At 44.4% G+C, this 20689-nt stretch carries 21 protein-coding genes; 20 read left to right on the forward strand and 1 reads right to left on the reverse strand.

What is annotated here, in order from left to right; all coding sequences use genetic code 11:
- The 13 genes from ACZ2GZ_RS15890 (at window position 1) to ACZ2GZ_RS15950 (ending at window position 13084) form a co-directional block, all read left to right on the forward strand.
- Window positions 1-2487 (forward strand): VirD4-like conjugal transfer protein, CD1115 family, encoded by a 2487-nt coding sequence (locus ACZ2GZ_RS15890; protein WP_470295684.1) that lies wholly within the window; start codon window positions 1-3, stop codon window positions 2485-2487.
- A gap of 14 nt (window positions 2488-2501) precedes the next feature.
- Entirely contained in the window at window positions 2502-4667 is a 2166-nt protein-coding gene (locus ACZ2GZ_RS15895) for a type IA DNA topoisomerase (RefSeq protein ID WP_470295685.1), read from the forward strand.
- Window positions 4664-4852, forward strand: a complete 189-nt coding sequence (locus tag ACZ2GZ_RS15900) for a hypothetical protein (RefSeq protein ID WP_470295686.1) — start codon at window positions 4664-4666, stop codon at window positions 4850-4852. The genes ACZ2GZ_RS15895 and ACZ2GZ_RS15900 overlap by 4 nt, the downstream gene beginning before the upstream one ends.
- 14 nt (window positions 4853-4866) lie before the next feature.
- Window positions 4867-6645, forward strand: coding sequence for an ArdC-like ssDNA-binding domain-containing protein (locus ACZ2GZ_RS15905; protein WP_470295687.1), 1779 nt, complete (start codon window positions 4867-4869; stop codon window positions 6643-6645).
- 221 nt (window positions 6646-6866) lie between these two features.
- On the forward strand, window positions 6867-8012 hold the full coding sequence (locus ACZ2GZ_RS15910; protein ID WP_470295688.1) for a DUF262 domain-containing protein: 1146 nt from the start codon (window positions 6867-6869) through the stop codon (window positions 8010-8012).
- Between the two features lie 53 nt (window positions 8013-8065).
- Entirely contained in the window at window positions 8066-9094 is a 1029-nt protein-coding gene (locus ACZ2GZ_RS15915) for a hypothetical protein (RefSeq protein ID WP_470295689.1), read from the forward strand.
- A gap of 17 nt (window positions 9095-9111) precedes the next feature.
- Window positions 9112-9363 carry a hypothetical protein gene (locus tag ACZ2GZ_RS15920; protein WP_470295690.1) on the forward strand — a complete coding sequence of 84 codons (252 nt, stop codon included), beginning with the start codon at window positions 9112-9114 and terminating at the stop codon, window positions 9361-9363.
- Window positions 9364-9476: 113 nt separating this feature from the next.
- Window positions 9477-9719: a hypothetical protein gene (locus ACZ2GZ_RS15925; RefSeq protein WP_470295691.1), complete on the forward strand. Its 243-nt coding sequence runs from the start codon at window positions 9477-9479 to the stop codon at window positions 9717-9719.
- A 570-nt stretch (window positions 9720-10289) separates the two neighbouring features.
- Window positions 10290-10640 (forward strand): hypothetical protein, encoded by a 351-nt coding sequence (locus ACZ2GZ_RS15930; protein WP_470295692.1) that lies wholly within the window; start codon window positions 10290-10292, stop codon window positions 10638-10640.
- Window positions 10637-10885 (forward strand): hypothetical protein, encoded by a 249-nt coding sequence (locus ACZ2GZ_RS15935; RefSeq protein WP_470295693.1) that lies wholly within the window; start codon window positions 10637-10639, stop codon window positions 10883-10885. Before ACZ2GZ_RS15930 ends, ACZ2GZ_RS15935 begins: the two co-directional genes overlap by 4 nt.
- Window positions 10886-11380: 495 nt before the next feature.
- Complete coding sequence (locus tag ACZ2GZ_RS15940) at window positions 11381-11593, forward strand: hypothetical protein (RefSeq protein ID WP_470295694.1); 213 nt, start codon at window positions 11381-11383, stop codon at window positions 11591-11593.
- Window positions 11594-11827: 234 nt separating this feature from the next.
- Window positions 11828-12532 (forward strand): hypothetical protein, encoded by a 705-nt coding sequence (locus ACZ2GZ_RS15945; RefSeq protein WP_470295695.1) that lies wholly within the window; start codon window positions 11828-11830, stop codon window positions 12530-12532.
- 66 nt (window positions 12533-12598) lie between these two features.
- Window positions 12599-13084, forward strand: a complete 486-nt coding sequence (locus tag ACZ2GZ_RS15950) for a hypothetical protein (protein ID WP_470295696.1) — start codon at window positions 12599-12601, stop codon at window positions 13082-13084.
- Window positions 13085-13196: 112 nt separating this feature from the next.
- Here the strand turns inward: ACZ2GZ_RS15950 and ACZ2GZ_RS15955 are convergent, their stop codons facing one another.
- On the reverse strand, window positions 13197-13415 hold the full coding sequence (locus tag ACZ2GZ_RS15955) for a hypothetical protein (RefSeq protein ID WP_470295697.1): 219 nt from the start codon (window positions 13413-13415) through the stop codon (window positions 13197-13199).
- Window positions 13416-14066: 651 nt separating this feature from the next.
- Here ACZ2GZ_RS15955 and ACZ2GZ_RS15960 point away from each other — a divergent pair.
- The 7 genes from ACZ2GZ_RS15960 to ACZ2GZ_RS15990 all read left to right on the forward strand — a co-directional run bounded on the left by ACZ2GZ_RS15960 (window position 14067) and on the right by ACZ2GZ_RS15990 (window position 20671).
- Window positions 14067-14804: a JAB domain-containing protein gene (locus ACZ2GZ_RS15960; RefSeq protein ID WP_470295698.1), complete on the forward strand. Its 738-nt coding sequence runs from the start codon at window positions 14067-14069 to the stop codon at window positions 14802-14804.
- A 1102-nt stretch (window positions 14805-15906) separates the two neighbouring features.
- Window positions 15907-16752: a hypothetical protein gene (locus ACZ2GZ_RS15965; RefSeq protein ID WP_470295699.1), complete on the forward strand. Its 846-nt coding sequence runs from the start codon at window positions 15907-15909 to the stop codon at window positions 16750-16752.
- An 893-nt stretch (window positions 16753-17645) separates the two neighbouring features.
- A complete protein-coding gene (locus ACZ2GZ_RS15970) occupies window positions 17646-17891 on the forward strand; it encodes a hypothetical protein (protein ID WP_470295700.1) in 246 nt (81 codons plus the stop codon).
- A gap of 57 nt (window positions 17892-17948) precedes the next feature.
- Window positions 17949-18473, forward strand: a complete 525-nt coding sequence (locus ACZ2GZ_RS15975) for a hypothetical protein (RefSeq protein ID WP_470295701.1) — start codon at window positions 17949-17951, stop codon at window positions 18471-18473.
- A gap of 95 nt (window positions 18474-18568) precedes the next feature.
- Window positions 18569-18931: a hypothetical protein gene (locus tag ACZ2GZ_RS15980; protein ID WP_470295702.1), complete on the forward strand. Its 363-nt coding sequence runs from the start codon at window positions 18569-18571 to the stop codon at window positions 18929-18931.
- A gap of 2 nt (window positions 18932-18933) precedes the next feature.
- Complete coding sequence (locus ACZ2GZ_RS15985; protein WP_470295703.1) at window positions 18934-20166, forward strand: hypothetical protein; 1233 nt, start codon at window positions 18934-18936, stop codon at window positions 20164-20166.
- A 172-nt stretch (window positions 20167-20338) separates the two neighbouring features.
- On the forward strand, window positions 20339-20671 hold the full coding sequence (locus tag ACZ2GZ_RS15990; protein ID WP_470295704.1) for a hypothetical protein: 333 nt from the start codon (window positions 20339-20341) through the stop codon (window positions 20669-20671).
- Window positions 20672-20689: the final 18 nt, after the last annotated feature.

Consider the following 20689-nt stretch of genomic DNA (forward strand, 5'->3'; position numbering starts at 1 on the left):
ATGGCGAAAAAGAAGAAAGATAGTAGCCAACCCTCATTCATTAAGTCTCTTTTCGTAGGGACGGTTATGGCAGGAGCAATTGGCTACTTGGGAGTATCGGTATTCCATACGTTTACCAACGGTATTGAATTGCTCGACTCCTTGATTGATTATCAAGCAAAGTACGAATGGCTGCTATCGCAAGATTCGCCTATTCGATATGGGATTTACGCTTCCCCGTTACTCTTTGCAATGCTGTTTAAGGCTTTCAATCGAAAAACGAATGAAACTTACTCTGACGCTTCAAATCATGGCGTGTTCGGAGATGCGGTATTCTCCGATTTGGAAGAGTTGAAAGAAAATAAATTCGTTCCCGTAGATCAAAAGCCGAATCTCATTCAAAAAGAAAAATCTGTAACACGATGGTCTGAGAATTTTAGGGAGACATTAAAGATTCCTGAGGGAATCATACTTGGACGTGAAGAGAACGAACTGGTCGTGTTGCATCCACAATCGAAATTGGATAATCGAAACGTATTGGTTGTCGGTTCATCAGGTTCATCTAAAGGGCAAGCGTTCGTCATCCCGAACCTAATCAACAACTACACGAGTTCGATGATTGTTACTGACCCGAAAGGTGAGTTGTACAAGTTATTAGGAGAAATCAAAAGAGATCAGGGTTATGTCGTGCATCAGGTTGACTTTTTCAATCTAGTGGGGAGTAAATATAACCCTTTGGATTACGTGAAAACAGACATGGATGCTAAGAAAGTGGCAGACAGTATCTCTCGTAACTCTAGTAAAGATGGCAAAGAAGACTTCTTCTTCAACACAGCGCGAGACTTGCTAGTGGGTCTAATTTTGTATGCAAAGGCAATAAACGAGAAAGCGAGTATGCAGGACGTTAAAAGGATTTTCAATCATATTTCAGATGCCGAAGACGGACCGGATCGGTTGTTCGAAATCATTGAACGGATCGGTGAAAACCATGTCGCTTATCAGTTCCTTGCAGATGCGAGTTCACTTGGAGGAAATACGAGGGCTTCGGTCATGTCTTCGTTTGCTCAACAAACGGGTGTGTTCTCTATGCAAGCCGTTTCGGAATTCACGAAGACGAGTGATTTTCATTTTGAGGATATGCAAGAACAGAAAACGATTATATTTGTAAAAATTCCTGTCAAAGACAATCCAGTTGCTTCTTTAACGGCGACATTCTTTGACCAACTGTTCTCGGTTCTTTATAAGATAGGCGACGAAAATGATTCGATCTTGCCAATACCGACGATCTGTCTCCTTGATGAATTCGCCAACTTAGGAAAGCTAAACGATTACGACAACATTCTCTCAACTTGCCGTGGGTATCGCTTGAGTTTGATGACAATCGTTCAGGATTTCGCACAGTTGGAAGAGAAGTATTCAGAGAAGCTTGCACGTACCATCGTCAACAACCACGACACATCATTGTTCCTCCGAACAAAAGACCAAAAGACAGCCGAATACTATGAAGCGTCAGCAGGTGACACGACGGTAAAATACGAGACAAAATCCAAACAGGGTGGCTCGAATCTTCTTTACTACCTTGGTATGGATAGCCAACCGAAGCAGGGATCGGCTTCACGAAGTGAAAACTATCAGAAGAAGCCGTTAGTCTCGAAATCAACGTTATTAAACATGCAAGGTGATACTTGTTATGTCTTTATGGCAGGAAGGGTCTTGGAACTAAACAAAGCATTCCAAAGCACCATCTACAAAGATTTCATCACGTCAAGCGAACCAGTTGATGGTAAGTATCCGTATGTATATCCGAGCCACCGTGATGACTATATTGAGATGTTGGGATTAGAACCAAACACGACGCAGCCAATATCAGAAGCACCACGTATGATTGAGCCAGTCGAATATAAGGAGGATGGGGGAGTTAGCGAAGACGAGGAGGATGTTGACGCCATTTCGGTTGTCAAGACTACCGATGTAACCACCGTCAGTACAGCCACAAACTCAAGTGGTGGTATGTCTAATTATGCTAAAACACTCCTGAAACAGCGACAAACCGTTCAAACGACTTCCTCAACTCATGAAGAAACAGATGGTTCGAAAAGCACTTCAAACGAGCCTGAGGATGCCTTAAATGAATCGGACAGTGAAAAGACGATTAATGAGTCATCAACGCTCCCGTTGAGTGTAGAGAGCGTTCTAAAGGACGATAAGAGCGTCATCCTTCAACAAGCCCTTGCATTCAGTGTTTTGGAAACAGTAGATGAAATCGACGAAGAGGAATCGAGCAAAACAGCCTTCGAAATGATGCAGATTTTGAAACAAAGCGTTAAGACGGTTCGGCAATCTCACGAAGCCTTTGAAATGGCGAACGAATCTGATGAACTTGACGAAATGACAGGAATGTTAGATGGGTTCGGCAGCGTCATGCAGTCTGAGGAAGTTCATCCAAACGAACAACATGAACAACAATCAAGCCTAAGTATTGAGGAAGAAGAAGACTTACCAATGTGAGAAGGAGTGAAAACATGAAACCGTTAATCATTGCCGAAAAACCGAAGCAGGCACAGGCATACGCAGAAGCATTAGGAAGTTTCGAACGGAAGAAAGGATATATGGAGATCGGGAAGTCATCCATTTTTCCCAACGGGGCATTACTTTCGTGGGGGATCGGTCACCTCGTGACGCTTGCCGAGCCGAACGAATACAAAACCGAGTGGGGAGGATGGGGTGAGGAGACTTTAAAGAGTCTCCCAATCGCCCCATCCAATTACAAGTTCGTGGTGAGTGAGACGAAGCGAGAGCAATTCGAGGTCATTACATCCCTATTGGAGCAAGTGGAAGAAGTCATTGTGGCTACGGACGTTGACCGTGAGGGAGAAAACATTGCCTGGTCGATCCTCAAACAAGCCAACGCTGAAAACAAGCGAATCAAACGGTTGTGGTTCAACTCGCTTGAAAAAGACGTACTACTCCACAGTTTCAAGAATCTGAAAGATGGTAGGGAGTTTTACAACAGCTACAAGGAAGCACAGACACGTCAAATTTCCGATTGGTTGATTGGTATGAACCTTTCGAAACTTTATACGATCCGACTCCGAGAAAATGGATTTCAAGAAACTTTCTCCGTCGGCAGAGTCCAAACACCGACCCTGTTCATGATTTATGAACGAGAAAAGGCAATGAAAGAGTTTGTGCAGCAGCCCTTCTATGAAATCGCAGGGGAAGCCGAACACAACGGAACTTCATTCATCATGAAATCAGGACTTCGATATGATACGTCAAATGAAGCGTCTGAGACGCTACAACGAAACATGATGCTCAACCCTACCCTTGTCGTAATCGACGACATCACGACGAAAGAAGCGAAGGAAGAGTCACCCCGACTGTACACTATGTCGGGCATTCAAACGAAAGCCAATAAGAAGTGGAAGTACAGCCCTCAAAAGACACTCGATCTAGTCCAGTCACTCTATGAGAAGAAGTTACTGACCTATCCACGAACCGATACCCCGTTCATCACGGAAAACGAGTTCGCTTACCTGAAAGAACGACTCGACGACATGCAACGTGTTCTCGGGGTTGAAGCCCCTATACGGCACATCGAACCGAGGAAACGATACGTTGACTCAAGCAAAGTGCAAGAACACTATGCGATCATCCCGACAAAACAAATAGCATCCTCTCAAACGCTCGATTCGCTTTCAAAGGACGAGCGAAACATTTATATAGAGGTAGTCAAGACTACCTTAGCAATGTTTTGTGAGACTGCCGTCTATGCCAAAACGACGGTCAGTGTCCGACAGAAAGACATTCTGTTTACTGCAAATGGAAAAGTCGAACTTGAGGAAGGGTGGAAAGTCCTGTTCCGAGATGACGAGAAAAAATCGGAGAAGGAAGAACGGCTGCCACGATTGAAACGTGGGGACGAACTATCATTGAAAGGAGTGATTAAAGACGGAAAAACGACCCCTCCGAAGCGTTTGACCGAGGGTGACCTTATCCCTTTGATGAAAAACGCAGGAAACCAACTCGAAGAAGATGACCAAAACATCTTAAAAGAAACAGAAGGAATCGGTACGGAAGCGACTCGATCTAACATCATCGAGACGCTTAAAAACAAGGAGTATATCAACGTTGAGAAAAACCTTGTGTACTGCACCCCGAAAGGCGAGGTTCTTTGTAGGGTTGTCGAAGGGACTCTCTTATCAAGTCCATCCATGACCGCCAAGTGGGAAGAATTTCTCCGCAAGATCGGCAAGGGCGAAGGGACACAAGAGAACTTCATTCGAAACATTCACAAATTTGTGCTCAAGATGCTAGATGAAGCCCCTGAAATCATCGCCAAGAGTAACGTGAAAGCATTCGCTCAGAAACAGGCGGAAAGTGAGTCCGTCGGGAAATGTCCGTCGTGTGAAGACGGGTTGATCGTCGATAAAGGCTCTTTCTATGGATGTACCAATTACTCCAACCAGTGCAAGCAATCCATTAACAAAGAAATGAACGGCAAAAAAATCAGCAAGAAACAAATCGAAAAGCTTCTCGCAAAAGGGCAGACCGATCTGATTAAAGGATTCAGCAACAAAGATAAAACGAAAACGTTCGATGCTCGATTGAGCCTAGAACTACATGCGAATGGCAAGACCAAACGAATGGCATTCAAATTTGATAAGAAAAAGGAGAAAACAACATGAAACAGCCTGTACTAGAACCATTATTGGAATACTTCGGAGATGGTGAAGTCTTCACAGAAAAACCAACGGACACATTGACTTACGAAGAAATCGTCTATCACTACGCAAACCTTGATGACTATGAGTACGTCGGCTTTTATCTCAATAAAAACCAAAAAATCGAACGGCTCTATAAAGCCAAATAAGAGGGGGAGACAAGATGACTACCAATTTATCGACGAAAATCACGGTTGAAGATGCGTCCAAAATTTTAAACGAAAACATCGAAGAATTGATGGATTCAGAGAAGTACAAAGAAATCTTGAAGGTCATGAGCCGTGTCCGAAATTATTCAGCCAACAACATGGTGTTGATTGGGATGCAACGTCCCGACGCCACCATCGTCATGGGTTACAACGAATGGCAGAAGCTAGGACGGAACGTTCGAAAAGGGGAGACGGCAATCAAAATCCTCGCCCCGATCGTCAAGAAGTTCGAAGAAGAAAAGAAAGACGTCACAGGCAAGCCTGTCCTCAAGGACGGCCAGCCTGTTAAAGAAGAGAAAAAAGGCATTGCAGGATTCCGAACGGTCAATGTGTTCGACATTAGTCAAACCGATGGGAAAGAAATCGTATCACCACAGTTCATCGTCTCGAACGCCATGCAAGAGGATGAATACATGGCGAAGTTGTATGAGGACTATAAAGAGTTCTTGAACGAGAACAAGTTGCCCGTCACCGAGGAAAAGTCAGATCGAAACGCATACGGGTACTATGTTCCGTCTGAACATAAAATCGTCATCAACAGCTTGAGTGGAGAAGTAACGAACACTCATAAGTTCACGACGTTGATTCATGAATATGCCCATGCAAGACTCCATAACCTCGAATCTGAATTTAAAGATGTTGATAAGGGACATAAAGAGGTTCAGGCAGAATCGGTAGCTTTTGTGGTCAGTCACTACTATGGACTCGATACAGGGGATGCTTCGAACGGTTACATCGCTCAGTTCGGGGGGCAACCCGACAAAATTCGTGCTGCCATCAAAGAAATCCAAGACGTCTCGAATGAAATCATTGAAGAAATCAATGCCCTTCAACAAGACAAGATTCAGGAATTTACAGTCGATCAAGATAAAACGTATGAAAACACCAAGGCATACCTCGTTGAAGAAGTGGGGCTAAAAAAGGAAGTGTTCGAGCAAGAGAACGCAGGAAAAACGACCCTTCAACTCATTCATAAGGAACACGGCATCATCGCCAGTGGGACGTTGCAGTATAGCGAGAAGAATGACAGTTGGTATGTCCGAACGAATCGAAACATGAACGAACCATTGAACGAGATCGGAAAGGAAGGGAAGTTTGCTGTCCTCAATGTCGAGAAGGAGATTGATGAAGTAAAGAGTTACACGAACTATGCTCGAATCGACACTCACTACTCTGTACAGCAAGTCCGAGAAGGGGTCTATGTCGTCCAATTGAACGCAGGACAAGACCTCTATAAAGCCAGTACCGAAGTCGAGAAGAAGACGCTTCAACCGAAACGGAGTGATTCGCCGGTCATCTCCAAAGAATTTACGACTAAGAATGATGCGAAAGAGTTTCAGATGAAAGCAAGCATGGCACAAGCCCTGCAAGAAGAAATGGTCACTACAAAAGGAATGAAAGATAACTCTCGTCAACGTGAACTAGAGTTCACGTTAGTCGAGATTCGAAAGAACGTCGCGAGTCAGGTGTCAGCTTATGTCGGGCATCATTCGAATCGTGCCGTATCGTTCTCGACAGAAGGAAGTACGAAAGTCGGATGGGCAGTCCTCAGAAACCCGAACGTGAAGAGTATCGACGATCTTGAGAACTTCGCCAAAGAGAAATCGGGTCTCGTGTCTGGTCGCCAAATCCGAAAAGCCTTGCAAGAATCCAAGATGATGGAACAAGAAAAAATCGCTCAGAAATCGAAAGCCAAATCGAATACTGAAATCGAACGTGAAATTGTCCGTTAACTCTTAAATTGCTCGGTTATGAAGTCGAGTGGGGGAAGGGAAACCTTATTTAAATGAATTTATTACATTTTTTAATGTATTATTATCATTTATTTGTGTACATTTTATATCTTTTATGGTACAATTACATTGTAAGGTAGTTCGGGAAACGGTTTCGAACTTACTCGTTGTATCGGAAATGATTTGTACATACCCACTTCAAATTCAAAGGAGAGATTCACATGATTGAAATTTCAAACAATGGTTGGTCAGTAAAGCAACTCGGTAAGATGACAGAAAACGGAAAGCTTCGTTATGACTATCCGATTCAACGGGCAGGGGGTCAATGGAATCGAGAACAACAATCGTACTTGGTTCATTCCGTAGCTTCAAACTTCCCAATCCCCCCGATTTACACGGTCGTTTATAACGAACGTCACGAAGATACTGACGAGATTACTCCTGTACGTTATGTGCTCGATGGGAAACAACGTCTTACCACTTTACTTGACTATATCAATGGTGATTATGCGACTATCGAATCGCTCGACGAAGTTTACATCGAAGGTACTAAGTTTGAAATCGCAGGTAAATTCTTTGAAGACTTGGATGAAGAAGTCCAAGATGCAATCGTTTCGAAAACATTGACGCTCTACACAATCAAAGGTGAGTTTGTTACTGACGAAGAGATCGAGGACTTGTTCTTCCGAATGAACAACGGGACACAACTCACTAAGCAACAACAAGCAAAAGCTAAGATGGGCGTTGAATGGGCTAAACGATTGCAAGAAATGAGTGAACATCGTGTCATCACAGAGTTCGCCGCATTCTCCAAAGCACAAATCAACGGCGAAAAACATATCAGTGCCATTCTGCAAGCGATGATGATGCTTGACGATTATGACTATAAAAATGTCAGTGAACGAGTCATCGCTGATTACTCACTCATTTTCAAAGAAGATGAAGAGAACAAGATGGCACTCTTCCAAAAAATCGAAGAAGCAATCCAATACCTTGACCGAGTGTTCGACGAGAAGGAGAAAGTCTTGATGAAGAAAGTCCACTTCCCGATGATGCTCACAACGGCTTGTTTGGCAATCGAAAATCAAATCTCTGTCCCTGACTTCAAAAACTGGTTGCCGATTTTCAAAGAAGAGTTTAAGAAGAAAGAAGAAGAGACACCTACTGAAGTGTCGCTCTCGACAAACTACTTCGTCTACACAGGGAAAGGAAGCACAGACCGAGAAAAGGCGGACGGTCGTATGAACGAGATGGCTCGTCATCTCAAAGCATACTGCCGAAGCGTCACTTTCAATGAACAAGCCGATGCGTTGGCTCAAGAATCATATGAGAACACGTTCGGTAATGATAAAGACGTACCATTCTGACAGTAGGTTCTCCTACTGTCAGAATTTTAAAAAAAGAATGGATGTGAAACTGTATGAAAAGCCCGATTGAAGACAAAGCGATTCAAGAGATAACAGAACACCTACATCAAGTTTCGTTAAAAGCGTCTTATGCTAATCACCACCTTGATAAAGTTCATAAAACGTTAGAAACTGACCCAAGAATTGCCTATCAATATATGTCGATGCGAACGAACTTCTTAAATACGCTTGAGTTCGGTATTAAAGAAAAAACAAATACGCTTGCTTCTGAGATTGAACACGACTTGACGATATATAGTGCCGGAAATATGGATGTAGTAAATGAGTATATGAAAAACAAAGAGTTTCAATCTCAAGCTTTATCAGCATTTAAACTACGATCCGAAATCAACCAAGACCTTGTGAAGCTTGAAGAAACATTTGAAAAACATCGTTTCCCAGTTGAACAGCATGGGGTTCAAATAATGATTCATAGAGCCGAAAACGACACATACAATGTCTTTGAGGAATCTGATAAATTCTTTGCTCAAGTTCGAAATGAATTGACAGGATTGATTCGACACGAGCCGTTTCAAAAGAGTCAGGAAGAAATAGAGCAAGATCGTCAGGCACTTGAAGAACAAAAACGAAAACAAGTAGAGATACGAAAACGTAATGAAATTGAACGAAAACAACGAGAATACGACGAGAAAAATGGACGCAATAATGAAAATGTTGACCTATCAAAATTAGATAATCGAACGAAACTCCAAAAAGAGATGGAAGGTGTATCTACACCTGAGAATCCAGTGAGGAATTTGGAGTTCGCTCTAACTGATTACCATGAAGAGTTAAGAGATGGGAATTCAGAATATCGCAAGGCTCATGTGGACGAAATTGAATTCAATCTTAAAGCTCTCGGTCATGATTTGGAATCGAATTCTTATAAAGGAATGAAGTCCAAGTTACTTTCGGGAGACTATTCGAATGATGAACAAGTGTTTCGTTCACAATTTTATAATGATGCAAGCAGAACTGATTTGACTCAAAATCAAGACAAAAATGAAAAAACAAATCGGTCATTAATGAGCATGGAACGATAAAAAAGGTGGGGATGATGATGGATTTTAAGACGGCAATTCGATATATGAAATATGGCGAGCGAGTCCAATCGTGTGTGAGTGGGACGAACTTCGCCATCATAGATGGAGAATTACGAGCCGAGAACGTCGTCGTCCCTTCTTCTTTCATGGAAGCCGAAGAAATGAAGGGTGAATGGAAAGTGGTGAGAGTGGCAGCACTCTCTCACAAAAAGACAATTCACCTCACTATGAAGATCGGGGGCGATTATTGTAATGGAGCAAGGCTATAAGAGTGAAAGCATTCTGCATAAACTCGCAAAAAAAGACAATCGTTTTATTAATGATTCGAAACGGAAAGAAATCGTCAACATTCTTTATTCGCAGAACAGGAGACAAAAAGCAAATGCCGGAAAACAAGACACCGAACAAACTTGAAGGGTTGATCGAGACCACAATCAAAATGAACGCTGAGACGGCTCACATCGTCGCAGGTGATTTTGAGCAATATCCCAAGGTGACCACTGTCACATCTGTCTATAACGGTGTGAAGCCTTCTCATGTGGTGCTCGAAGAGTTATACGAATGGGCAAAAGAATTTGATCCGATCATCGTCAAAAAAATCGACGAGTTGATGGCAGCCACCTAGAAAGGGGGTGAAAAGGATGGCTAGAGATACAGACCATTTTGTACAGTGTGAGAACTGTACGAATAGCGTTTCAACGTACAATCACAATCCTCAAACGATAAATGGCAACTACTTATGTAAGTCATGTGTCAGAGATTACGAGGTATGTACACGTTGTGGGCATTATTACAAGTTCGGTGAAACGAATGGTGCATTCTGCATGGAATGTGACGATTAAACACAAATCAAAAGGTGATCCTTCATTGGATCACCTTTTTGTTTTGGACGGATCAATCAATTGATCCTCTCAAAACGTGAAAGACCGTCCCGATTTCCTCAACTGTAACTCGCTATTCCTTCCGACAAGAGCCAGTAAAAAAAGACGTTCCTCGGTTGGTGTGAGTTGGTTGGGTGGCACACGACGTTGTGCCATTCCCTCTCAACCCACACCTTCCTTCGTCACTCTATCGCTTTTTTTACGTTTTCACTTCGTTCACTCTTGTCGTCCGTCATCACGCTCGTTTTGGTTGAGTCAATCGGGACGGTCGATGAAGGGCTTTCCGAAAATCATCTACATAGGAGTGATTCAACATGAGTCAACCAATTTTATTCGAAGAAGAGTTCACATTCACCCTGCATTATCTTGATACCAACGAAACCGAGACGTTCGACAATGAGTACGATTTGAAAGAGATTATCGAACAAATCTCATGGAAGAAGCATGAATGGACTCCAATCATGCAAGAATATGTCGAAGACGAGGAGTTCACCATGTTCGTCCATTCATGCACATACGATGACGACGTTTACAGCGAGAAAGGCGAAAAGGCTTGGCAGGAACGGGGATATGACTTCAATGACGATGGTGACTTTTGGGAAAGGTTTCAGGAAGAGTTCAAAATCAAAGTCGTCACGACAACGAGAGGGGGCGCATCTGAATGAAGGTATCTGAACAGCATTATCAGGTTGTGTGGCAGGAATTTAGAGTGGATGTATATCGCTCGTTCAAAGAACAACTGACATGGGATGAAATCGTGACAGAAGCCTTTGAAGCATTGCAGGGATTGGCACAGGACTTCTCCACAGTAGAAGAGTTCAAAGACACCGTTTCTGTCTCCATCGTTGTACATTCACGTAAAGCCATTGATTGTGAGATTGATTTCTTCGACCTTCATAGAGACGAGTGAAAGAGTGGGCTTCCACTCTTTTTCTTGTTCACGCATGGTAGGCGAGTGATCGACACTCGCCCTGATTGACCCCCGATTCATCGAGAATCGGGTTAAAGAGGAATTTTTTCGTTGTCCTATGAGGAAACGAAAAAAGAGAACGGCATCGCTTTGCGATACCGATAGAACACGGTTCTTTGTCGCCGTAGTCGGTCCGGTTACTTTTTTACTTGCAAATGTATCATAAACGGCTTAATGACAACGTTTTGTTTAAAGTAGTCTCAATAATTCGAAACAAATTGGTGTCGAAAGCACAAGAATCGTCGAAAGTTGGTCCGTCTATTTTTGAATGATGTTCTATATTCCTGTCAGAGCATTTAAAGCGTGTTTATGGCTCATGGGGCGGGGGCTAAGGCGTTCGGAAGGGCATCGACCACCCAAGCCCCCACAACCCACCGCAACGCCCCTAAATCGAGCGATAACGACACCCCGTCGCCAATAGCGAGATCATCGGAGATGAACCGGCCATTGGCTGCACGTCCGAGGGACGTGTCGGGCTGTACGTTCCTGCACGATTTGACGGGACGCTCGGAGCGTCAGGTCAAGATCAAGGACGTGGGCTTGCCAAGGCAAGCAGGGAACGTTCCGAACGAGTCGGAACGGAAGACCACGAATGTTTACCGTTTTTCCCCTCGGACGATACATCCTATCGAACGTGACGGACTCTGACAGGGCAAGGAACGGCTTCGCTTCTTCCCCTGTCACTCGTACACGTCACGGCGGTCAACATCAAGGGGCAGTCGATTTTTTTCGTCCATAAAACCCTCCTGAACGAAAAAAAGTAGACTGGCTGAGACCCTTGACGTTTCCCTTGCGATGGCTGTTCGTCGAACGTGTCAAAACGGCAAAAATTCACCCTCAGGGGGCGATTTCGCCCGAGGGAAAAACAGGAGGAACTACATAATGAACAAGACCATTCAAACACCACTCAACATTCAACTCATTGCAGGGCAACAGGCGATGGTGAATGTAACCCTGATTGATGACGGGACAAAGCATTTCATCACGGCTGATGAAAACAGTTTCGTCGCATTCAAGAAACATGATAACGGGCTAGTGTCTTATGAAAGGTTCGAGACGTTCCCGTGTTGCGTCGCTTACCTACACGGGGGGTTGAGTCCGAAATACCTCAACGAGTTTGACCCACAAAACGAACAAGACACCGAGGACAAGTTGAAATCGTATCGTCAAGCGTCATATGCCGTCGTCATTTCCGAAGACGGCAAAGCCCAAGTTGTCTCTTACAAGTCGGACGAATCCTATGAATTAATCACGGGGAACATCAAAAACGCCTTTTCATGCTACTGCCCGAAAGACATGAAGCACATCGACATTTACCATGATGACGAGTTTCTATTCCGTCCCGACCTTGCTGAAATGCTTCCTACCTTAATTGATATGAGAGAGCGACGTTCACGCATTGATTATCGACAGGACGTGATTCTATACGGGGTTCTCGTCATCGTCTCACACGACAGGCAAGGGGAAACAGTAGGATTACATGACCATGCCATGCGTGAACTGATTGACCGTCTGAACAGCCCGATTCTTACCAACGAACATACGAGAGAATCGCGCAACGTGTTCATCATCACCCCGACTAACTGACCATAAAATCTTATCCGACCCGTCCCTCAACGGACGGGTACGGATAACTAAGGAGACGAGATAGCCATGAACCTAGACGAAAAAAGAAAGTTACGCCTGTTACGAAAAATCAAAGCGTACCGTGAAATCCTTTTTAAAGAGACTGTCCTCCAAATCGAGACCGAGGAAGAAGTCGAGAAAATGGAACGGAAACGTGTTCGGCTCGAACGAGAAATCACGAACACCGTCAATCGAATGTTCCCGACTATCTATCCAATCATCATTCAGGACGTCTTGAAACACCGTGTCGATTTTTATCTTTACGATGTTCCCAAGATGTTGATGAACGAACGATTCGACGGAATCCTCATGACGAGGAAATCGGGCGTCCAGTTCTATTGTTTAGGGACGGACGACGAGAAATCCCATTTCGAGTATTACATGAAGACGGCGAATTTCGTTCGACTCTATGAGGTGAGTGACGGTGAAATCGTCGGAAGCATCCGAGCGTCACGGGCTTTAGAAATCTATGAGGGTATCGAAGCAAGTCATAGAAAGAGCGAAGTGAATTGAAAGAAAGGCACACAACCGTGTGCCTTTTCTTGTATAGATCGTGACCCTGACCCTACGCATGGAGGAATGTGTTCATTGCATGACCACATTCTAATGATTCTATTTGACCGATTCATCGAGAATCGGTTGAAAGAAGGAAGTTTTTTTCTTGCTTTGACGCAATAAAAAAACAGACAGAACATTGTAGTAAACAAACGTCAATGCTATAATTGAATACAAGATTTCCTCTTGGAATTCCTCTGATTATTGCCGTTTTGACGAATAGCATAATCAGTAGGGTGAATTTACCACCAATCAATTCATCCGAACCGATTTTTTTCATGTAAGCCATCGACGTCCTCTTTCTAAGAGGGCGTCTTTTTTTGTTCCATTACGACTATTAGTTGCCACATCTTCCATAACCAATTAAATAAACCTATTTATGGCTCATGGGGCGGGGGCTAAGGCGTTCGGAAGGGCATCGACCACCCAAGCCCCCACAACCCACCGCAACGCCCCTAAATCGAGCGATAACGACACCCCGTCGCCACTAGCGAGATCATCGGAGATGACTGGCCAGTGGCTGCACGTCCGAGGGACGTGTCGGGCTGTACGTTCCTGCACGATTTGACGGGACGCTCGGAGCGTCAGGTCAAGATCAAGACCGTGGGCTTGCCAAGGCAAGCAGGGAACGTTCCGAACGAGTCGGAACGAAGTTCCTTTTTTCCGTTTTTCCCCTCGGACGATACACCCTATCGAACGTGACGGACTCTGACAGGGCAAGGAACGGCTTCGCTTCTTCCCCTGTCACTCGCACACGTCACGGCGGTCAACATCAAGGGGCAGTCGATTTTTTTCGTGGATAGAACGTTCCGAAAAAAAGTAGACTGGCTGAGACCCTTGACGTCTTCCTTGCGATGGCTGTTCGTCGAACGTGTCAAAACGGCAAAAATTCACCCTCAGGGGGCGATTTCGCCCGAGGGAAAAACAGGAGGAACTACATATGACAAAAGCAAAAACAACAAACAAAATCGAAAGACAAGAATATCGGGTCTGTACGGACTCGTGGTACTGTACGGTATATGATGAAAACCAACCACAACGAGGGAAAAAATCTATCTTACTTGAAGCATATGACGATTACGACTCGTATCTAGGCGGTATCACATTTGAAGAATTTGAAGGCATGGCATGGATTGAGGTCATCGAGCATACGGGCATCGGCTATAAAGAGAATAGCCCATTAGGATTTGATGAACTGAAAGAACAAAAGAAAACCCCGACACGAGGACGGAAGATGATTCGAGAGATTCAAACCATCAAACAAGTGATTGTGCAGACTGAAAACGAGAGTGAACTCGATTACATCCGTTCACCACATGACATCGCAAAATTCGCACAACCGATAATCGGTGACCTTGATAGAGAGGTGTTACTCGCTGTCTTATTAAACACCAAAAATCGAATCATAGGAATCCAAAGAGTCAGTGTCGGTGCGTTAAACTCAACCATCGTACACCCAAGAGAAGTTATGAAGGGGGCAATACTCAACAATTGTGCAACCTTTGCTTTGGTTCATCAACATCCGAGCAACGAATGCCAACCGTCAAACGATGATATTGAAGTCACTAAAAGAATGAAAGAAGTAGGAGAGATAATCGGCATCCCGTTGCTCGACCATGTGATTGTCGGATATGAGGAAGGGAATTACGTCAGCTTAAAACAGCATGGATATTGTTAAGCAAAAAAGAGAGTGGGCGACCACTCTTTTTCTTCTGCCCTCGATCCGTCCGAAAAAGTCGAATCGCTCACGAATGGAAGGCGAGTGATGAACACTCGCCCTGATTGACCCCCGATTCATCGAGAATCGGGTTAAAGAGGAACTTTTTCGTTGTCCTATGAGGAAACGAAAAAGAAGAGAACCGGTATCGCTTTGCGATTCCGAATGAAAGAAAAGAGAACAAACCGACCACTGTCCGTTCTCTCTGCTCATTTGATTAAACGAAAAGACCGATGATGTTCACCATCAAGTCTGCCAAGACGATACCAAGCATCCATTTTTCCAAAAGACAACAACTCCTTTCAAATCTGAATTCGAAACGTTTCTGTCTTTATTATAAAAACTGCATCTGAAAAAATTAATCAAATTTGGTTCGAGTTCGTTCGAGCCATTTCAAATTCGAAATACCAGGCTATCATTCTGAAAACCCGATACATTTTTCTGCCCACTTCACTTTCGAGAAAACGACATAATAAAAGCGTGTTTTGGCTCATAGGGACATTCGCTAAGGCAGCCGATGGACGGCTGCCAAGCGACTGGAGACCCTACCGCCTCGTCCTTAAAACGGTCGATAACGACACCCCGTCGCCACTGGCTCGATCATCGGAGATGAACAGGCCAATGGCTGCACGTCCGAAGGACGTGTCGGGCTGTACGTTCCTGTCCGTTTTGACAGTCCTCACGGAGCGTAAGAGCAAGACCGATGACCAAGACCGTGGGCTTGCATGAAGCAAGCAGGGAACGTTCCGAACGAGTCGGAACGGAAGACCACGAATGTTTACCGTTTTTCCCCTCGGACGATACATCCTATCGAACGTGACGGACTCTGACAGGGCAAGGAACGGCTTCGCTTCTTCCCCTGTCACTCGTACACGTCACGGCGGTCAACATCAAGGGGCAGTCGATTTTTTTCGTCCATAAAACCCTCCTGAACGAAAAAAAGTAGACTGACTGAGACCCTTGACGTTTCCCTTGCGATGGCTGTTCGTCGAACGTGTCAAAACGGCAAAAATTCACCCTCAGGGGGCGATTTCGCCCGAGGGAAAAACAGGAGGAACTACATATGTTGCTATTCACAGATTTACAAGTCATTTCAATGAAAGAAGTAAAAGAAATCGAAAAGACGGGATTGCCATTCGGCAAGTTCCTAAGTTATGACGAGACGAATGAGAAATTTGTGGCTGTCGAAAGTCAGTTCGGCAAAGGAGAAGTTCGAGCATTTGAGGAATGGACGGCTTGTGTCGCCTATTTAGAAGGGATTCCACATTATGTAGCCGAAGCTTATGCACTTGAAATCAAGAAGGATAACCCGAAAGCAGACGACCCGAACGACAAATTCATGTTCGATTGGTTCGTCGAAAGAATCGAACGTTACAAGAACTACAAACTGTCCCTCTTGTTCCATTCTTCGAAGGAGCATCCCGAGATCGTGACGCTTGAAAAAGCCGAACAGGGAATGCAGTTGATTTTCAAAGAAAATGAAAAAGCGTGTGAAGAAGTTCAGATAGAAGATTACGTCATCATTCCATACGGAAAAGGTCTCGAATCATCGGTTGATTATGTGCCGAACCAGATCCGTATCTTCAGCGAAAGAAGCGAAAGGGTTTCGCACAATGACTTCGAAGAATTACCGACCATGCTCTTCAAATCACAGGATGGCGATGTTCGTGTCGGGTATGGCGACCGTGTGCTGTACGGGAACGTATTGGTGGTCAGTGAACAAAAGGACTTCGGAGACAGCATCAAATTCTTGACACCGTTCCTTGAAAAAACACGAGTCACGACGTGTCGGGCAGAACGGCTCCACGAAATCCATTGCTTCACGTTCGGCAAACACGTTCGGGAAGAAATCGAACGAATCAAAGGGACGCCACCAGTGACCGAAATCACGGCAGAAGATATTTTTTAACAGAACCGAAGCAGGGACGACCGAACAAACGGTCATCCCTGCTTCCTCAATTCGAAAACGCATGGATGGTGAGGTTTCTAAACAGAACCCTCACCTCATGAATGAATGACCGATTCATCGAGAATCGGTTGGAAAAGGAAATCTTTCGTCCGACTTGAGCCGTCCGAAAGATAAAATCATTGAACAAACAGTCACTCATATTAAACACGGACAAGGATATTCAAATCGGAGCATCTTGACCGATAGAGTGGACGACAGAACCCGATACATTTTTCTACCTACTTCACTTTCAAGAATACGGCATAATAAAAGCGTATTTTGGCTCATAGGGACATTCGCTAAGGCAGCCGATGGATGGCTGCCAAGCGACTGGAGACCCTACCGCCTCGTCCTTAAAACGGTCGATAACGACACCCCGTCGCCACTGGCTCGATCATCGGAGATGAACAGGCCATTGGCTGCACGTCCGAGGGACGTGTCGGGCTGTACGTTCCTGTCCGTTTTGACAGTCCTCACGGAGCGTAAGATCAAGACCAATAGACAAGACCGTGGGCTTGCCAAGGCAAGCAGGGAACGTTCCGAACGAGTCGGAACGAAAGACCACGAATGTTTACCGTTTTTCCCCTCGGACGATACATCCTATCGAACGTGACGGACTCTGACAGGGCAAGGAACGGCTTCGCTTCTTCCCCTGTCACTCGCACACGTCACGGCGGTCAACATCAAGGGGCAGTCGATTTTTTTCGTGGATAGAACGTTCCGAAAAAAAGTAGACTGCTGAGACCCTTGACGTCTCCCTTGCGATGGCTGTTCGTCGAACGTGTCAAAACGGCAAAAATTCACCCTCAGGGGGCGTATTTCGCCCGAGGGAAAACAAAAGGAGACAAACCAAGATGAAACACACAAACGAACAAACCAAATTCTCACAAATCACTAAGCTGTTGGACGGCGATGTTTATGCGATGGTGAGCACACGTTCAGGAGTCGTGCATTTTGCGGTGAAGGACGACAAGTACCGAGCATTCGTCCCTGCAAACCGAACGGTCATCCTGATTCGCCCGTTTGACGGGAAGCAACCGAGCCATGAATGGCTCGTCGATAACGCAATCAAGGCACTCGAACAATTTCAATCAAACTAATCGGCGGTGAGGGTGGGAAACCACTCTCACACCATAAAAAATCAGGAGGTACATATTATGAAAACTTGCATGTATTGTGGAACAGAAGTAACGGTAAAGGAGACGGTCGCACATTGTGATTTTTGTCAGATGGAGTTGGCAGCGTCGGAAGTCATGGAGAACGGTGGACGTAAAAAGAACGTGGTCAAACCACTCGTTGATTTGAGTAACATGATGAAATCGACAAAGGAACTGATGATGATGAGCACCTACGAACTACTCGCCTTGTTACAACTGGTGAGAAAGGATCGATCATCGTCATACGATACCATGATCCAAGTGAAGACCCTTCTTCAAAAGGCGAAGGACGATAAGGACGAGGTTACGGCGAAATCATTAGAAGAAACGCTTGAAGGGGTCGTCGAGGACTATGCGTTCGTGACACGGAAGATGTGGGTCATCGAAAACATCTTGGCTGAACGCATGGACACGGTTCCTGCACGAATCACTGACCAATACCTCGAACGCTTCTTCGAAAAAATCCAATCACGGAAATCGACTCCGATGCTGTTTGCTTCGGCAAAGAAGACTGTAAATCATTGATGTGATTATTAACAATAAACTATTTTAATTTTAAAATATGTAGTATAATGAAAGTAAGGAAAAAACAGTATTCATTTTATGTAAGGAGTGAAGATATGGCAACGATCGACTATCAAGAATTGGTCGCAGGGAAGACCGAAAAGGTCTTTGAAAAATTGGTTTTCAATCGAATCCAAGATGAAATGAAAGTCGTGCAGCAGCATCTTTTGAGTGTCGCTGAATCGAATGCGGAATTGACAGGTGGTGATGTTGGAGAAATGCAAAAGATTCTAGTCGATTCATTTTTGAACACGAAAGAACAGGTCGTCGTAAAGGGCGACGGGGATGCACCGATCCACTTCTCAGATTTGGAAATGTTCATGAACTCAATCTCGAAGGAAAAGAAAGACGCACTGTTCATGGAAGTGTTCAACCTCTTCCTAGAAGATGAATCTGAGAAACGGAAGGGAGGAGTATAAAGGTGAAGATCACGGCAGTAGTCAAGAGTGATGCGTTGTTCAGTCTCTTGAATCGTAAAATGACCACCATCAAGAATCTTCCCGAATTCGAAATGACAATCTGTTCTTCGATGAAAGCTTTGGAAGACAGCCTTGAGTTCACGAATCCCGACCTCTACATCTTGCACGAGACGATGGAGGGAAGCGAAACCTACATTCAAATGTTACGTGAGAAAGGCGTCCGTTTCTTCTTGTTCGAACAAAACTTGCAGGCGTTAGAGTCCTATCTGATCGAGCACTTCGGGGTCGATGAAGAAATCATCGAAGACGAGTTGCAAGATGAACTGGACGAAAACATGAGGAAAGAACGTATCGTCTACCAAGAAAAAATCATTGAACGAGAAAAAATCGAACGGATTTATGAGAGCATCCCATTTAAAATCATCGTCGTCGGTTCGTTGAATCGTTCGGCAGGCTCGACAATCTTAGCGACAAATCTCGCTAGAATGGTCGGAGAACGAGGGTTATCCGTCTCATATGTAGAGCATCCATTGATTAAGCCATACATGTACGACTATCTCCAAATCCATGAGGAAACCGATTCGTACTTCGACTTGAGTCGATTCGTTCGGGAAGAACAAATGGGAAATCTCAAAGAACGTCCGTTCACTAAGTTCGGTGTAAATTGGCACGTCATTGATTCGCTCAAGCCGAGCCTGACTGAATTTGAATACCATCAACTTCTCATGTTGACTCATGCGACAGAGAGTAACATCGTCATCCTAGACATTTCCGACAGGTGGCGTGATCCCGAAGTCCAAAAACTTATGCGACTCGCAAGCCTTGTCTTGGTGGCGGTCGAACCTGATCCAATCAAGTTTGACTATGCCAATCTGAACTATGAAGAATACGGCATCGACGTACCGACACCTGAGTACACGGCGATGAAGCATCTGAGGGAGCAAGTCGGGAACAATTACGAACTTGTTCTGATGAAAGACTTTAAAGAGAAAGACGTTCGCACACTCAATCAGATTTATGAACAGTTGAAACGTCCCATTGCTACGCTGCCATACATCGAATATCCGATGGTGATCCAAGCGTTACAGGAGACAAAACTTCTATATGATATAAACAGTACGTTGAAAAATCAATTTGAGACTAATTTACTATCAATAATCAGTAGATTTTTACCAAAAGATTTAGTAGAATTACCGAGTAAGCGAAAAACATTTCTTGGTAGGATTATGAAATAGAGCGCTCAACTTACCAAATACGGTAAGTTAATTTTTAGCGAAAGGAGTAGTCATGACTACCGAACATATATTCTCAATTGTTTTTCTTCTATATATGATGGTGAACGTCGTGTACGACCTGAAATACCACATCACCAAGAATTTCCTGCATTACCCGATGGCGGTTCTTCTGTTGGCGATTGCATTCGGCACAGGGCAGTTCATCAGCACATTACTTATTGGTATCTGTACGCTCGCTTTCTTCATCCTGTTTAGTAAGTTGCCGATACTTTCCTTTGGGGCAGGGGATGTGAAGATGCTCGTGAACGTGTTCATGTTCTTGAACATCGTTTCATATTGGGACACCATGTTTTTGTTCCTCACGGCAGTCGTCGTCTACATCTTTGTCAGCTTGATCGGAGAGATCGGGATAAGAACGGTCAAAGGAAACTGGAAAGGTACGCAAGTTCATGCGGAAGCACCGTTCATCTTCACGGCACTTCTCATTCTCCAATCCTTAATCTAGTAAGAACAAAAAAACGAA

It is taken from the genome of Exiguobacterium sp. KKT215 (genome assembly GCF_055635335.1).